Annotated in this window: 12 protein-coding genes; 6 read left to right on the top strand and 6 right to left on the bottom strand. The window is 71.8% G+C overall.

The genetic code is table 11. The annotated features are described in order from the left end of the window. Positions 1-157: 157 nt before the first annotated feature. On the bottom strand, positions 158-1,354 hold the full coding sequence (locus AB0J08_RS01700) for a bifunctional lytic transglycosylase/C40 family peptidase (protein ID WP_360625193.1): 1,197 nt from the start codon (positions 1,352-1,354) through the stop codon (positions 158-160). 248 nt (positions 1,355-1,602) lie between these two features. On the opposite strand from AB0J08_RS01700, the gene AB0J08_RS01695 reads away from it, so the two are divergent. From AB0J08_RS01695 to AB0J08_RS01670, 6 genes are all read left to right on the top strand, one after another. Beyond that, positions 1,603-1,953 carry a hypothetical protein gene (locus tag AB0J08_RS01695; protein ID WP_360625092.1) on the top strand — a complete coding sequence of 117 codons (351 nt, stop codon included), beginning with the start codon at positions 1,603-1,605 and terminating at the stop codon, positions 1,951-1,953. 169 nt (positions 1,954-2,122) lie between these two features. Then, entirely contained in the window at positions 2,123-2,941 is an 819-nt protein-coding gene (locus AB0J08_RS01690; RefSeq protein ID WP_360625089.1) for a hypothetical protein, read from the top strand. Next, positions 2,931-4,205, top strand: a complete 1,275-nt coding sequence (locus AB0J08_RS01685; protein ID WP_360625086.1) for a hypothetical protein — start codon at positions 2,931-2,933, stop codon at positions 4,203-4,205. The genes AB0J08_RS01690 and AB0J08_RS01685 overlap by 11 nt, the downstream gene beginning before the upstream one ends. A 7-nt stretch (positions 4,206-4,212) precedes the next feature. Further along, positions 4,213-5,787 (top strand): SCO6880 family protein, encoded by a 1,575-nt coding sequence (locus AB0J08_RS01680; RefSeq protein WP_360625083.1) that lies wholly within the window; start codon positions 4,213-4,215, stop codon positions 5,785-5,787. An 18-nt stretch (positions 5,788-5,805) separates the two neighbouring features. Next, the gene (locus AB0J08_RS01675) at positions 5,806-7,155 is read left to right on the top strand and encodes an ATP-binding protein (RefSeq protein ID WP_360625080.1); all 1,350 of its coding nucleotides are present in this window, start codon (positions 5,806-5,808) and stop codon (positions 7,153-7,155) included. A gap of 313 nt (positions 7,156-7,468) precedes the next feature. Then, a complete protein-coding gene (locus tag AB0J08_RS01670; RefSeq protein WP_360625190.1) occupies positions 7,469-9,190 on the top strand; it encodes a bifunctional metallophosphatase/5'-nucleotidase in 1,722 nt (573 codons plus the stop codon). Positions 9,191-9,259: 69 nt separating this feature from the next. On the opposite strand, the gene AB0J08_RS01665 is transcribed toward AB0J08_RS01670, so the two are convergent. From AB0J08_RS01665 to AB0J08_RS01645, 5 genes are all read right to left on the bottom strand, one after another. Beyond that, positions 9,260-10,774: a HAMP domain-containing sensor histidine kinase gene (locus AB0J08_RS01665; RefSeq protein WP_360625077.1), complete on the bottom strand. Its 1,515-nt coding sequence runs from the start codon at positions 10,772-10,774 to the stop codon at positions 9,260-9,262. Further along, positions 10,771-11,544 (bottom strand): response regulator transcription factor, encoded by a 774-nt coding sequence (locus AB0J08_RS01660; protein ID WP_360625074.1) that lies wholly within the window; start codon positions 11,542-11,544, stop codon positions 10,771-10,773. Before AB0J08_RS01660 ends, AB0J08_RS01665 begins: the two co-directional genes overlap by 4 nt. Before the next feature lie 98 nt (positions 11,545-11,642). Beyond that, positions 11,643-12,794 carry a trypsin-like peptidase domain-containing protein gene (locus tag AB0J08_RS01655; protein ID WP_360625071.1) on the bottom strand — a complete coding sequence of 384 codons (1,152 nt, stop codon included), beginning with the start codon at positions 12,792-12,794 and terminating at the stop codon, positions 11,643-11,645. Positions 12,795-12,900: 106 nt separating this feature from the next. Then, the gene (locus AB0J08_RS01650) at positions 12,901-13,959 is read right to left on the bottom strand and encodes a LacI family DNA-binding transcriptional regulator (protein WP_360625068.1); all 1,059 of its coding nucleotides are present in this window, start codon (positions 13,957-13,959) and stop codon (positions 12,901-12,903) included. Between the two features lie 125 nt (positions 13,960-14,084). After that, positions 14,085-14,816: a response regulator transcription factor gene (locus AB0J08_RS01645; protein ID WP_360625065.1), complete on the bottom strand. Its 732-nt coding sequence runs from the start codon at positions 14,814-14,816 to the stop codon at positions 14,085-14,087. Positions 14,817-15,533: the final 717 nt, after the last annotated feature.

Genomic DNA, 15,533 nt, shown 5'->3' with positions numbered 1-15,533 from the left:
CGGCCGTGGCCCCGAGCAGCTCCGCCCTGTTCAGGGAGCTGACGAGGGGCCAACGGACACAACGTCAAAAGCGGTGTACAGCGTTCCACGGAAACGCGCGGTTATGGAAACTTGACTCAGCGTCCACAGCGCAATCACACCCGGGGGCCCGGGCGGATCAGCTCTTTGCAGAGTTTTGACCTGCACCTGTCGGAGCCGCGCCGCCCGCCACCGCCCGCCGGGCGGTGGCGGGTCCGGGCGCGGACGGCGGCGCGGGCGCCGCCTGGTTCGCGGCGGCGGGGGTGGACGGGTTCGGGGAGGGCGCGTCCGGGGCGGTGGTGCCCGGCCGGCTGGGGCCGGTGATGCTGCCGTCCGCGTTGCGCACCGGCAGGGCCTCGGCGCCGTCCGAGGTGACCCGGGTGGCGCCGATGTACTCCTTGGTGTCGATCTTGTCGTAGCGGATCACCGCGCCGGTGTGCGGAGCGTTGATCATGTAGCCGCCGCCGACGTAGATGCCGACGTGGTGGATGCTGCGCGGGTCGCCCAGGTCCGTCGCCCAGAACACCAGGTCCCCCGGGCGCAGCTGGTCGCGCGAGGGGTGCTGCCCGGCGTACCACTGGTCGTTGGCGACCCGGGGGAGCGTGATGCCCACGCTGGCGTACGCGGCCTGGGTGAGCCCTGAGCAGTCGAACCGCCCGTTCTGCGAGGGCAGGCCCTCGCCGCCCCAGAGGTAGGGGGTGCCGAGCTTGGTCTGCGCGAAGTAGATCGCGCCGGCCGACTGCTGGGAGACGGCCACCGGCGCGGTCGGCGCGGTGAAGCTCCGGGCCATCGCCTGGATGTTCTTCACGTAGCCCTGGGTCTCCTTGTAGGGCGGCACCCCGCCGTACTTCGTGACCGCGTACGGGCCGGCGTTGTAGGCGGCCAGCAGGTTGGCCTGCCGGTCGCCCGGCACCTTGGCGACGTCGTCGGCGAGTGCGCAGTCGAACGTCGCGGCCGAGGCGATCGCGTCCAGAGGGTCCCAGACGTCCTTCTTGCCGTCATTGTTGCCGTCCGTGCCGTATGTTCCCCAGGTGGCCGGCATGAACTGCGCCATTCCCTGTGCACCCACGGGTGATCGGGCGCCCGGGTCAAAGCCGCTTTCCTGGTACAGCTGCGCCGCGAGCATCGGCGGGGAGATCTCCGGGCAGAGCGCGCCCCACTGCTGGATCGGCCCCTGGTAGGCCGCCGGAACGGTACCGGGGGAGAGGGCGGCGCGATTGGCCGACTGCTGTGGCGCACCGCTCGCCGCATACGTCGCAACAGTGACCAGCCCGATGAAGCCGACAGCGACAACTCCCGCAGCGGCAGCGGCCGTACCGGCCTTCCGGAGTACCATCAGCACCATCCCGACGAATCGTCAGTCGAAGTGTCCCGGAAGGCGTTGCTCACCGCAATCATCAGAGATACAAAGAGTGAGCGCTATCCTTCGTACGGTGGACATCCTCGCGTACGTGTCCCGTGCCTCACGACCAATCCGCGAGAAGCGGCCAAGTCGACACCAGATCTGGCCAAGAATAGGTACCGGCCCTTCGCGCGGACGGGGTCTGGGCTCTTGAATTTGCCTGATCGGGCGGTGAGATGGAAATGAACCTGAGCAGCGTGGACAGCCTCGCGATCGGCCACCTGGCCGAGGACCCTCCTAAGAAGCCGAATATCGACACCATCATCGGCGGGATCGCCCCGGACTGGGGCCCGTTCGCGAGTCTCGGGTCGGAGGCCCGGGTGATGGTCGAGGTCGTCATGGCCGTGGCGATCCTGGCCTGTCTCGGCCTGGCCGTCTGGGGTGCGGCCAAACAGCGGATCGGCGCGACCGCCATGCGGGACAGCTTCGGCGCCGAACAGGGCAAGGGGCTGATCATCGCCGGCCTGACCGGCGTGTTCATCATTGGATCACTTGGCACTCTGTTCACCATTGTCTACGGCATGGCCATCTGACGATCGGACAGTCCGGGCGTGAACGGGCGGCACAGCCGCCCGCCCGCCCGGCCGCCGGATCCGGTGGACTCCCCGCCGGGAGTCCACCCGTTCACCCCTCCCTCCGCGCCCGCCCACGGGCGGAGGGGCCCCCGGAGCCGCCCCGGCTCCCCGCACCAGGAGGGCCGCCGTGCCGTTGCCCGACGACCAGCCGCACACCCGTACGCGGCTGCCGGTCGGCGAACAGCCCTCCTCCCAGCCGACCGGCCGTCAACCACGCCCGCTGCGCACCCTGCTGGCCGTCCTGGTGGTCGTCACCCTGCTGGTGGTGGCGATCTCCATCGCCAACCGCGGCAAGGCCGACCCGGGCACCGCGCCCGCCCACTCGTCCGACGGGGCCGCCCCCACGGCCGCCTCCGGCGCCGGCCCGGCCCCCAGCGGCGACCAGCCGGTCGGCACCGCCACCAACGGGATCGCCGCCGGCTTCCCGCACACCGACCAGGGCGCGCAGTCGGCCGCCACCAACTACGCGGTCGCCATCGGCTCGGCCGACATGTTCCGCACCGACAGCCGCCACACCATCGTGGCCACCCTCGCCGACCCGTCCGCCCTCACCGCCCTCCAGGCCCGCCTGGATCAGGGGTTCACACCCGAGACGGCCGCTAGGTTCGGCGTCGATGCGCAGGGTCGAGCGCCCAAGGGGCTGACCTTCGTCAGCCGGACCATTCCGGTCGGCACAAAGAGCAGTGCGTACAGCGCGGAGAGCGCCAAGATCGAGGTCTGGTGCACGGGGCTCTTCGGCCTGGCCGGCGAGCGCTCGGTGCGCCCGGTCTCGGAGGAGTGGTTCACCCTGACTCTCAGTCTGCGATGGACCGGCACGGACTGGAAGCTCACCGACTTCAGCCGGGTGGCAGGTCCCGCACCTGTCCCGCCTGACCAGCAGGCCGCGACCGCCGAGGAGATCACTGGTGCCGTCGAGCAGTTCGGAGGCTTCCGCTATGCCCGCTGACGGTGGTTCTGGTTCCGTGCGGCGTGGGCTGAGCCGGCTGGCCACAGGCACGGTGGCAAGCCTCGTGCCAGTTGTGCTGACGGCCCAACGGGCCTTCGCCGAGCCGAGCCCCTCGCCGACTTCCGGCCCGACCAACACAAGCTGCCCAGGGGTGCCACTCCCGGGTAACGACGTCTACTGTGCCCCTGGCGGCAGCGGAACGCTCCCCGGCTCCGGGACGGTCGGGAGCGTCACCGATCCGCTCGGGGCGTTGGCGAAGGGCTGCGCGCAGGCGGCGGCCTGGGTGGTGCGGAAGCTGTCGGGGGCCATCGACGGGACGACGCAGGTGGACTTCACCAACGCGTCGTTCCTGCAGCAGTACGCGGTGGTGTTCGCCGCCTCGACGATCATCACGCTGGTGCTCTGGCTGCTGGCGGTGACGAAGCGGGCGGTGCGCGGTGCGCCGTTGACGACGGCGATCTCGGAGGCGATCGGCTTCCTGTGGCTGACCGTGGTGGCCTCGGCGTTCACGCCGCTGATCCTCTACACCGTGGTGAGCGCGACGGACGGGCTGACCACGGCGATCGCGGTGGGGACGAAGTCGGACACCGGGACGTACCTGGGAGGGTTCGCGGACACCCTGGAGAAGGGTGACATGGGCGGCGGGCCGCTGATCCTGATCATCGTGTCGCTGGTGGCCGTGCTGGCGGCGGCGGTGCTCTGGATCGAGCTGCTGATCCGGGCGGCGATGCTGTACGTGGGCGCGTTGCTGGGGACGGCGGTGTACGCCGGGCTGGTGGACAAGCAGCTGTGGAAGCACGTGCGCCGCTGGGCCGGGGTGATGGTGGCGGTGGACCTGGCGAAGCCGATCATCGTGATCATCCTCGGGCTGGCCGGCGCGGTGGCCACCGGCGCCGGGGCCAACGACGACTTCGCGCGGGTGCTGTCGGGCCTGGCGATCCTCTTCCTGTCGATCTTCGCGAGCGCCTCCGTCTACCGCTTCGTGCCGGGCTTCGGTGACGAGATCATGAGCATGCGCCATGCCAGGGCCAGCGCGGTGTCGGCCGGATCGGCGATGATCAACGGCACGGCGAACCTGGTGAAGCAGGGCATCAGTACGCACGGCGACCGCGGCGGGCAGGGGGGCGGCGGCAGCCCGGGCGGGGGTGGCGGCTCGGTCGCGCCGGGCATCGCCGCCCACGCCGCGCGCACGCCGGCACCGCCGCCGCAGGCCTCGCCGGCCACGGCTTCGACCCGCGACAGCAATCCAGCGAAGGGAGGGTGACGGGTAAGTGAGCAGCGAACCACTCGGCCAGTACGGCGCCCAGTACGCCCAGCCGTACGTGCACCAGCGCCGCACCTACCTGATCGGCAAGGCCCGCCCGAACGCGCCGATCGGCCGCAACCGGGAGTCCGGCGAGATCGTCCTGATCATCTTCGGGGCTTTCCTCGGCATGCTCTGGGGCCTGCTGATGCCGATCCTGCCGCTGCGGATCGCGGGTCTGGTCGGCCTGCCCCTGCTGGCCATCGCGGCGGTCTACGTGCCGTACCGGCGCCGGACGTTCTACAAGTGGGTGGAGATCAACCGCACCTACCGCCGGACGGTCCGCAGCGGCCGGGCGGTGTGGAAGTCGGACGTGATGGACGCCGGCACCCGGATGGACGGGCGCGAGGTCGAGGTCGGCCCGCCGCCCGGGGTGGGGCGGCTGCGCTGGCTGGCGGCGCCGTTCGGGCCGGACGAGGTCGGGGTGCTGATGCACCTGGAGCGGCGGACGGTGACGGCCGCGATCGAGATCGAGGGCCCGGGCGTCGGGCTGCGCGACTCGGAGGACCAGGAGGCCCTGGTCGACCGGTTCGGCACGTTGCTGAAGCACGTCGCCAACGGGGACGGTTTCGTGACGCGGCTGCAGATCCTCGCCCGTACGCTGCCGGCCGATCCGGACGCGCACGCCAAGGACGTGGAGCGGCGCGGTGACCACAACGCGCCGGGCTGGCTGAAGGACTCGTACGACCAGTTGCAGTCGATGGTGTCGACCTCCTCCGAGCAGCACCGGGCGTACCTGGTGGCCTGCATGCACTACACCCGCGACCTGGCGGCCGAGGCGCACGCGATGGGCCGGACGGCGACCGCGCGTCGCGCCCGGGACGACGAGGGTCTGGCGGCGGTGATGGCCCGGGAGCTGACGGACATCTGCGCGCGGCTGGCGGAGGCGGACATCCGGGTGCGCCAGCCGCTCGGGCAGGCCCGGCTCTCCTCGCTGCTGCACTCGATGTACGACCCGGACCACCCGATCGACCACATCCAGGCGATGTCCCGGCGCAACGCCTGGCCGGCCGAGCTGGACGCGACGCACCCGCAGTACCTGGAGGCGAAGACCCGCGAGTCGGCGACCCGCGCGCCCTGGTGCCACGCCACCGCCTGGATCAAGGAGTGGCCGCTGACCCCGGTGGGCGTCAACTTCCTGGCGCCGCTGCTGGTGCACACCCCGGACGTGATCCGGACGGTCGCGGTGACGATGGACCTGGAGCCCACCGACGTCGCGATCGAGCGGATGCTCACCGAGAAGACCAACGACGAGGCGGAGGCCAGCCGCGCCGCCAAGATGAACCGCACGGTCGACCCGCGCGACCTGGCCCACACCGGCCGGGTCGACCAGCGCGGTGACGACCTGGCCTCCGGCGCGGCCGGGGTGAACCTGGTCGGCTACATCACGGTCTCCTCGCGCAACCCGGAGGCGCTGGCGCGCGACAAGCGGACCATCCGTGCCTCGGCCGGCAAGAGCTACCTCAAGCTGGAGTGGTGCGACCGCGAGCACCACCGGGCGTTCGTCAACACCCTGCCGTTCGCCACCGGCATCCGCCGCTGATCCACATGGAGGCCCCGCATGGCGATCGGCAACCTCACCGACGCGTTCACCAGCCTGATGTTCGGCAAGGTGGAGACCACCCGGCTGCCGGTGCGCACCTCGACCGGCCAGGCGCAGGCGGTCTACCTGCCCACCGCCGCACCGGGGCTGGGTGACTCCGGCGTGATCATCGGCCGTGAGGTGTACAGCGGCAAGGGCTACGTCTACGACCCCTTCCAGCTGTACGGGCAGCAGCTGCCGGCCCCGCACTGGCTGGTGCTCGGCGAGTCCGGCAACGGCAAGTCGGCGCTGGAGAAGACGTACGTGCTCCGCCAGCTGCGGTTCCGCGACCGGCAGGTCGTGGTGCTGGACGCGCAGGGCGAGGACGGCGTCGGCGAGTGGAACCTGATCGCCAACGCGCTGGGCATAAAGTCGATCCGGCTCGACCCGATGGCGGCCCGGGACGGCGGGGTGAAGCTCAATCCCCTGGACCCGGCGATCACCCAGACCGGCCAGCTGTCGCTGCTGCGCACCATCGTCGAGGTGGCGATGGGGCGGGGGCTGGAGGAGCGGGCCGGGTTCGCGCTGAAGGCGGCGCACGCCCATGTGATCGCCTCGGTGACCGACCGGCAGCCGGTGCTGGACGACATCATCGACACCCTGCGCAGTCCCGAGCTGGCCTCGGTGGAGTCGCTGGGTGTGGCGGTGGACGAGGTGCAGTCCTGGGGCCTGGACGTGGCACTGGTGCTGGACCGGCTGGTCGACGGTGACCTGCGGGGCATGTTCGACGGGCCGACCACCGACGGCATCGACCTGGACGCGCCGCTGATCGTGTTCGACCTGTCGCACATCGACCGGAACTCGATCGCGATGCCGATCCTGATGGCGATCGTCGGCGTCTGGCTGGAGCACACCTGGATCAGGCCGGACCGGCGCAAGCGCATCTTCCTGGTGGAAGAGGCCTGGCACATCATCAACAGCCCCTTCGTCGCGCAGCTGTTCCAGCGGCTGCTGAAGTTCGGGCGCCGGCTCGGACTCTCCTTCGTGGCGGTGGTGCACCACCTGTCGGACGTGGTGGACGGCGCTGCGGCCAAGGAGGCCTCGGCGATCCTCAAGATGGCGTCCACCCGGACGATCTACATGCAGAAGGCCGAGGAGGCGAGAGCCACCGGCCGGGTGCTGGGTCTGCCTCGCTGGGCGGTTGAGATCATCCCCACACTCTCGCCGGGCATCGCGGTCTGGGACGTCAACGGCAACGTGCAGGTGGTGAAGCACATCATCACCGACGCCGAGCGGCCACTGGTCTACACCGACCGGGCGATGACGGAGGACACGGTCGCCGAGCGGACCCGCGCAGAGCGCCAGTTGGCATCCGAACCAGGTCTCTGAGCCGGACGCCGGCGTCCGCCGGCCAGTCCGCCGCACCCGCCCGCCGCTGCCCCCGCCGACCCGGGACGACCCGTCGGCCGGCCCGGCGGGCGGCGACGGTTCGTCAGCAGGTAACCCTGTCGTTACGTTCAGGGTCCTGACAGCTACGCGCGTTGACTCTAGGCTGCACTGGCGCAACGACACCGTCGCCCGCCCACACATGTCCACAGCCGGGCGCTCTCTCAAGGTGCAGGGGACCTTCATGCTCACCGTCAGATCCCGACGCGCGGTACTGGCCGCCGTCGCCGCGGCCGGCCTCGTCGGCACCGTGGCCATGCCGACCGCCGCCCAGGCCGCGGACGCCAAGCGTCACAAGACCGTCAACCTCCAGCTGCTGGCGATCAACGACTTCCACGGCAACCTGGAGCCCCCGGCCGGTTCGTCCGGCACCGTCCGGGAGATCGACCCGGCGACCGGCCAGGTGGTCAGCACCCCGGCCGGCGGCATCGAGTACCTGGCCACCGCGCTGCGCCAGGCCCGGATCCCGGCCGACGACTCGATAACCGTCGCCGCCGGTGACATCGTCGGCGCCTCCCCGCTGACCTCGGCGCTCTTCCACGACGAGCCGACCGTCGAGGCGATGGACAAGCTCGGCCTGGACGTCACCGCCGTCGGCAACCACGAGTTCGACGAGGGCTCCGCGGAGCTCCTCCGCCTCCAGGAGGGCGGCTGCCACCCGGTCGACGGCTGCTACGAGGAGGGGCGCAAGTTCAAGGGCGCCAACTTCAACTACCTGGCCGCCAACGTCACGAACGAGAAGACCGGCAAGCCGATCCTGGCCCCGTACTGGGTGACCAAGTCGCAGGGCGTGAAGGTCGGCTTCATCGGCGCCACCCTGGAGGGCACGCCGAACATCGTGACCGCCGAGGGCGTCAAGGGCCTGAAGTTCGGCGACGAGGTCGACACGATCAACAAGTACGCGGCCGAGCTGAAGAAGCAGGGCGTGAACTCGATCGTCGCCCTGATCCACGAGGGCGGCCTGCCGGCCAGCAGCGTCTACAACTACGACTGCGGCACCGCCGGCCAGGGCATCTCCGGCCCGATCGTCGACATCGCCAAGAACCTGGACCCGGCGATCGGCGCCATCGTCACCGGTCACACCCACAACGCCTACGCCTGCACCATCCCCGACCCGCAGGGGGTGCCGCGCTCGGTGACCAGCGCCGCCTCCTTCGGCCGGCTCTACACCGAGATCGACCTGAAGCTCGACAAGACCACGGGCAGCATCGTGCGCCCCTCGGTCAAGGCCGAGAACCACGTCGTGCGCCGCACGGTCGAGAAGGCCCCGGACATGACGGCGCTGATCGACCGCTACTCCAAGCTGGCCGCCCCGATCGCCAACCGGCCGCTCGGCTTCATCGCCTCGGACATCAACGGCCGCGGCAACAGCGACCCGGAGAAGCCGCTCGGTGACGTGATCGCCGACGCCCAGCTGGCGGGCCTGTCGCCCGCCGACAAGGGTGGCGCGCAGATCGCCTTCATGAACCCCGGCGGCATCCGCTCGGACCTCGTCTACAAGGCGAGCGGCGCCGAGGGCGACGGTGTGGTGACCTACGGCGAGGCGTTCACCGTCCAGCCGTTCACCAACATGATGCAGGTCAAGACGCTGACCGGCGCCCAGCTGGTCCAGCTGCTCCAGCAGCAGGTGAGCGGGTCCAACGAGGCCTCGCCGAAGATCCTGCAGTCGTCCAAGGGCCTGACCTACACCCTGGACATGCGCAGGACCGGTGTCGACCGGGTGCTGACGGACTCGATCCGGCTGAACGGCGCGCCGATCGACCCGGCCGCCAAGTACCGCGTCGCGGCCAACGAGTTCCTGGCCGGCGGCGGCGACGGCTTCCCGGCCTTCGCGGCCGGTACCGACAAGCTGGTCGGCGCCTCCGACCTGGACGTCTTCGCCGCGTACCTCGGTGCCAACAGCTCGGCGGCAGCGCCGCTGAAGGCGCCGGCGCAGGACCGCATCAAGGTCATCGGCCCGGGCGGCGACCTCGACTGACCGTAGCCGGCGGGGAACGGGCGGGGCGCTGTCGGGGCGCCCCGCCCGTTCCGTCCGTCCGGGCCCGGTCTAGTCGGGCGCCGGGCCGCCCGGCAGCCGGACGGTGGCCAGCGCGCCCGGGCCGCCGTCCGGGGCCGGGCCGAGCGAGACCTCGCCGCCGGCCTCCCGCACGCTCTGCGCGACGATCGACAACCCGAGGCCGGAGCCCGGGAGTTGACGTGAGGACGGCGAGCGCCAGAAGCGGTCGAAGACGTACGGCAACTCCTCCGGGGGGATCCCCGGGCCGTGGTCGCGGACGGTCAGCACGCCCCGGCGGAGCCGGACGTCGATCGCGGCCCCCGGCGGGCTGTACTTGACCGCGTTGTCCAGCAGGTTGATCACGGCGCGTTCGAGCGCGGCGGCGTCGCCCTGGACGAACCAGGGCTCGATCTCGGTCTCGAAGACCAGGCCCGGACCGCGCAGCTTCGCCCGGGCGACCGCCCGGTCGGCGAGTTCGTGCAGCGCGACGACGGCCAGGATCCGGCCCGGCTTGGGGGTGTCGGGGCGGGACAGCTGGAGCAGGTCACCGATCAGGACGGTGAGTTCCTGCATCTGCGCCTTCATGTTGCCGAGCAGCTTGGTCCTGGTCGCGGCGGGGAGCGGACGGCCGGTGTCGTCGCTGCGGATCATCAGGTCGACGTTGGTGCGCAGCGAGGTGAGCGGGGTGCGCAGCTCGTGCCCGGCGTCGGCGATCAGCCGCGTCTGGCGGTCGCGGGAGTTGGCGAGTGCGGTGCTCATCGAGTTGAACGAGGCGGAGAGCCGGGCGATCTCGTCGTCGCCGTGCACCGGGATGGTGCTGCCGACCTCCTCGGTGCGGGCGATGTGCTCGACCACGTCGGTGAGCCGGTCGACGGGCTTGAGCGCGGAGCGGGCCACGAACCGGCCGGCGAGCCCGGCGAGGATGATGCCGCCGAGGGCCACGCCGCCGAGGATCAGGGCGAGCTTCTGCAGCGAGTCCTCCACCGGCTGGGTCGGTGCGGCGATCATGACCAGTACGGGCGGTCCGCCGGGCTTGTCGGTGGGGACCCAGAACACCCGGACCATGGCGGGCGCCCCGTTGGTGTAGTGGCCGTTGCGGAAGATCGACTGGTTCGGCGGCAGTCCGAGGACCTTGGCGTCGTCGGCCTGGAGGTCGATCGCCCTGGTGGCGCCGAGCGGCAGACAGACCCCGGCCGGGTCGGTCATGACGAGCTGGGTGTCCCGGAACGCGAAGTTGGGCCGGTCCTGCTGCGAGCCGCCGTTGCGCGGGAACGGCAGGGTGGCCTGCTTCAGCGCCTCCTCCGGAGTGGTCGGACAGTACGCCGGCAGCCGGACCGTCGGCAGCTGGACGCTGCGCAGGTCGTTGCGCACCTGCCCGTACAGCTGCCTCTCCACGATGAACCAGCACGCCAGCGCCGACAGCGCGATCGCCACCGCGACCGCCGCCGCCGTCAGGAAGGTGAGCCGGCTGCGCAGGGACCGGGCGCGGTACCAGCGGGCGAGCCGCTGGCGTCGGTGGACGCGGGGCGGCAGCAGGGGCGGCGGTGGGGTGGTGGCGTCGCTCACGCGGTGGTGCCGGCGGCCGGGCGGAGGGCGTAGCCGACGCCGCGTACGGTCTGGATGATCCGGGGCATGCCGCCCTGCTCGGTCTTGCGGCGCAGGTACATCACGTACACGTCCAGGGAGTTGGAGGAGGGCTCGAAGTCGAAGCCCCAGACCGCCTTGAGGATCTGCTCGCGGGTGAGCACCTGGCGGGGGTGCGAGAGGAACATCTCCAGCAGCATGAACTCGGTGCGGGTCAGCTCGACCGGCTTGCCGGCGCGGGTGACCTCGCGGGTGGCGGTGTTCATCCGGAGGTCGGCGAAGGCCATCACCTCGCTGTCGTCCTCGACGGCCGCGGCGCGTGCGGCGGCCTCGGTGGCCAGGGCGTTGCGGCGGAGCAGGGCGCGGACCCGGGCGAGCAGTTCGTCCAGTTCGAAGGGCTTGGCGAGGTAGTCGTCGGCGCCGACGTCCAGGCCGGTGACCCGGTCGCCGACGGCGTCGCGGGCGGTGAGCATCAGCACCGGGACGGTGTCGCCGCGCGAGCGCATCCGGCGGACGGCGGTGAGGCCGTCCATCCGGGGCATCATGATGTCCAGCAGGACGAGGTCGGGCTTCTCCCGTTCGACGGACTCCAGCGCTTCGTAGCCGTCGGTGGCGGTGGCGACCTCGTAGCCCTCGAAGGCGAGGCTGCTCTCCAGGGCGTCCCGCAGGGCGGGTTCGTCGTCGACCACGAGGAGCCGGGCGGCGGCCGGTCCGGGCTCGGCGGGGGTGCGGTCGTCGGCGGCCGGGGTCATGGGCGGTTGCCCTTTCTCATCGTCGGAGAGCCTGCGGGGAGCCTGCTGGGGGAGCGCGGTGGGCTGCGGGGTGGGGCCTGCTCGGAGTAATTGTCCGTCTAGATGTTCTGCCCGGCCCGCAGCTTCGGCAGCACCTGCTTGATGTCGTCGATGGGGATGGCGAAGCCCAGGCCGACGCTGCCGGCACTGCTGCCCCCGGCCGTGGAGCTTGAGCCGCTCGCCGAGTACATCGCCGAGTTGATGCCGATGACCTGGCCGTTCGCGTTGATCAGCGGGCCGCCGGAGTTGCCGGGGTTGAGCGCGGCATCGGTCTGGAAGGCCTTGTAGGTGGTGGTCTCGCCGCCGCTCTGCGGGGTGCTGCCGCGCAGGCCGGGCAGGTTGGGGAAGCCGAAGCCGCCGTTTCCGCTGGTGGCGCCCTCGTCGACCTGGACGGTGACCTCGCGGTTCTCGGCGCTGATGATGCCCGAGGTGACGGTACCGGTGAGGCCCTCCGGGTTGCCGATGGCGACGACCGGGTCGCCGACCGAGACGACGGAGGAGTCGCCGAGGGTGGCGGGGGTGAGGTTTCCGGCGCCGCCGGCGGTGATCACGGCGGCGTCCAGGGACTTGTCGGTGCCGGTGACGGTGGCCCTGGCGGTGGAGCCGTCCTTGAAGGTGACGGTGACCTGGCCGCCCTCGGCGGCGCCGGAGACGACGTGGTAGTTGGTGAGGATCCGGCCGTCCTGGTCGAGCACCACGCCGGTGCCGGTGGAGGTCCCGCTCGCGGTCTTCACGGTGATCTGGACGACGCTCGGCGAGACGGCCGAGGCGATGGCGGCGACGTCGGCGCTGCCGTCGGAGCGGGCGGAGACCGGGCTGGCGACGGTGCCGGTGCGGGTGGCGGAGCCGTGCTCCTGGGCGGCGACCACGCCGCCGGTCACGCCGCCGAGGACGGCGGCGACCGCCGCGACGGCGGTGACCAGTGCGACCCGGCCGCGCAGGAAGCCGCGCCTGGCCCGGCCGCCGTGGCCGCCGTGGCCGCCGTGGGACGCCGGTCCACCGGCGGCCGGGGGTGCCGGCGGCAGCGGCGGCGCCGCGGGCGGGGGAGGGGGCGGGGTCGCGGCCGAGGGGTGGCCGGCGGCCGGGTACCCGGCGGTCGTGCTGCCGAGGACGGTGCCCTGGACGACCTGCCGCTCGGCGGGGTGCGGGTACTCGTACGAGGGCGGGAACGGGTCGTCGTGCTGCTCGCGGCCGTGCTGCTGATCGCTCATGCCGACCAACGTCCGCCCGTCGGATGAGGATCTGATGAGAACAGGGTCAGAAGCCTCCGAGAAGCCCGTTGACTTCTCATAAAGCCTGGTCAGGACGGGATCGGCGCTAGGAGGGCCGGACGTCCTGCGGCTCGCTCGGCCGGCAGCCGCAGGAACGGCGGATGACCAGGCGGGACGGGAACTTCCGGACCCGCTCGGTGTCCGAGCCGGGCACCATCAGCGAGTCGTCGAGCACGAGGTCCACGGCGGCCCGGGCCATCGCGTCGCGGTCGGAGGCGACGGTGGTCAGCGGCGGGTCGGCGAAGGCGGCCTCGGGCACGTCGTCGAAACCGGCCACCGCGAGGTCCTCCGGTACCCGCAGGCCGACCTCGCGGGCGGCCCGCAGCACGCCGATCGCCTGGTCGTCGGTGGAGCAGAAGACGGCGGGCGGGCGGTCCGCCGAGCGCAGCAGGCCGAGGGCGACCTCGTAGGCGCCGTAGCGGTGGAAGGGCGCGTCGATCAGGTGCGGCTCGGTGGGCAGGCCGTGGGCGTCCATGGCGCGCTGCCAGCCCTCGACGTGGTCGATGACCGGGTCACCGGGGGCGGGGGACTCGACCGGGCCGCCGAAGCAGGCCACGTAGGGGTGTCCGTGCTCCTCCAGCAGGTGGCGGACGACGGCCTCGGCGCCGGCCACGTCGTCGGTGACCACCGCGACGTCGTCGATCGCCTCGGGCCGGCGGTGCAGCAGCACCACCTTGGCGCCCTCCATCGCGGCGAACTCCTCGGCGGCCCGCTGCGAGGGGCCCTGGCTGACCAGGATCAGGCCGGAGACCCGCATGCCGAGGAAGGCACGGACGTAGTGCACCTCGCGGTCGTCCACGTAGTCGGAGTTGCCGATCAGGACGAGCTTGCCGCGCTCGGAGGCGGCGCGTTCCACGGCGTGCGCCATCTCGGCGAAGAACGGCTGGCGGGCGTCGGGGACGACCATGCCGATCAGGTTGGTGCGGCGGGAGGCCATCGCCTGGGCGACGCTGTTCGGCCGGTAGCCGAGCTGCTCGATCGCCGCGAGCACCTTCTCCTTGGTCGCGGGCGCGACGGGGCGCGGCCCGTTGTTGATGACGTAGCTGACGACCGCGGTCGAGGTACCAGCCAGTCGGGCTACATCGTCGCGCGTCACTTTGGCCACGAGGGGAGTCTACGCGGGTGGCGTCCACCAGGGCAGGGGGGATCTCGGCGGCACGGGAGACGCCCGCAGGACAGCGCGGGGCGAATGCGGACAGGCCGGGCGGGTGCCAGCCGCCCGGCCGGCGGTCAGGCCTCCAGCGAGGCCGAGGAGCGCTGGGCGAGGTCCGGCCGTTCGCCCTTGTCCGGCTTCTCCGGGACGACGAAGCGGTAGCCGACGTTGCGCACGGTGCCGATCAGCTGCTCGTTCTCGACGCCGAGCTTGGCGCGCAGCCGTCGGACGTGGACGTCGACCGTCCGGGTGCCACCGAAGTAGTCGTAGCCCCAGACCTCCTGCAGCAGCTGCGCGCGGGTGAAGACCCGGCCGGGGTGCTGCGCGAGGTACTTGAGCAGCTCGAACTCCTTGAAGGTGAGGTCGAGCACCCGGCCCTTGAGCTTGGCGGAGTAGGTGGCCTCGTCGACCGAGAGGTCGCCGTTGCGGATCTCCATCGGGCTGTCGTCGGTCGCCACCTGGAGGCGGCCGAGGGCGAGCCGTAGCCGGGCCTCGACCTCGGCCGGGCCGGCGGTGTCCAGCAGGACGTCGTCGACGCCCCAGTCGGCGGTGACGGCGGCCAGGCCGCCCTCGGTGACCACCAGGATCAGTGGCGAGCCGATGCCGGTGGAGCGCAGCAGCTGGCAGAGGCTGCGGATCTGTGGAAGATCCCGTCGGCCGTCGACCAGGATGACGTCGGCGCTGGGGGTGTCCACCAGGGCGGAGCCCTCGGCGGGCGCCACCCGGACGTTGTGGAGCAGCAGGCCGAGGGCCGGCAGCACCTCCGCGGAGGGTTGCAGCGCGTTGGTGAGGAGGAGCAGAGAACTCATACCCGGTAGTCCCCTTTCCGGGTCGTCGCGGTCGCGTTACGGCTGCCGCCACAGCCGGATGGCGCACGTGCAAGGAGGTGTCGCGCGCGGCCGGCCCCGAGCGGGGAGGCGGCGGGCGACATGAGGGTGGGGGAGGAGACCAGGCGTTCACCGGAGGACTCACCGGCGCGCACGGCAGTACGGCGCGCGCGTCGGAGGTCCCGCAACCCCTGAAGCACCGTTTCTGCCCTGCTCATCCCGTGAACCTTCCGGTCTGTCCCGTGCCGGGCGGCGGCCCGGGGCCGGGTTCCGACACCCCGACCGGGTCCGGGCACGTCGTTGTGCCGCGAATGGCGGGGCGGTTCCTGCTCCGCGCCGGGGGTGGACCGACGAATCGCAAGAACGTCCGTACTGGCGTCCTGAAAGCACGAAAGGATCCGGGGGCGACTCTGCCCGGATCCCTCAGGGCACGAGGATAGCCGACCGGCTCCCGCACCGGGAGGGCTCGGAGGCGGCTGTTCGCCGATTTCGGGCGCCCCCGGGGTGAGCCCGGCCACAGCGTCGGGAGGGCTCCGGCACCGGTGCGGCCAGGGCGATTGCCGGTCGCGTCGGCGGACACGCCATCATGGGACGCACATCGGCGGCACCGTACGCGTACCTCTTTCGAGTGGTGTTCGGCCTCCGGTGGCGACCCGGCCGGGGCACCGGGCCCGGGCGAGGACGACGAGAAGGGGTTGC

Origin of the sequence: Kitasatospora sp. NPDC050463 (assembly GCF_040655255.1) — a bacterium.
Lineage (GTDB): Bacteria > Actinomycetota > Actinomycetes > Streptomycetales > Streptomycetaceae > Kitasatospora.
The sequence above is the reverse complement of the archived record's forward strand: the minus strand, read 5'-3'. Positions and strand labels throughout refer to the sequence as shown.

Bases quoted from the DNA above. Each gene is read 5' to 3' on its own strand.
- AB0J08_RS01700 (WP_360625193.1), bottom strand. From the start codon at position 1,354: ATGGTACTCCGGAAGGCCGGTACGGCCGCTGCCGCTGCGGGAGTTGTC.
- AB0J08_RS01695 (WP_360625092.1), top strand. From the start codon at position 1,603: ATGAACCTGAGCAGCGTGGACAGCCTCGCGATCGGCCACCTGGCCGAG.
- AB0J08_RS01685 (WP_360625086.1), top strand. From the start codon at position 2,931: ATGCCCGCTGACGGTGGTTCTGGTTCCGTGCGGCGTGGGCTGAGCCGG.
- AB0J08_RS01675 (WP_360625080.1), top strand. From the start codon at position 5,806: ATGGCGATCGGCAACCTCACCGACGCGTTCACCAGCCTGATGTTCGGC.
- AB0J08_RS01670 (WP_360625190.1), top strand. From the start codon at position 7,469: ATGCCGACCGCCGCCCAGGCCGCGGACGCCAAGCGTCACAAGACCGTC.
- AB0J08_RS01660 (WP_360625074.1), bottom strand. From the start codon at position 11,544: ATGACCCCGGCCGCCGACGACCGCACCCCCGCCGAGCCCGGACCGGCC.
- AB0J08_RS01655 (WP_360625071.1), bottom strand. From the start codon at position 12,794: ATGAGCGATCAGCAGCACGGCCGCGAGCAGCACGACGACCCGTTCCCG.
- AB0J08_RS01645 (WP_360625065.1), bottom strand. From the start codon at position 14,816: ATGAGTTCTCTGCTCCTCCTCACCAACGCGCTGCAACCCTCCGCGGAG.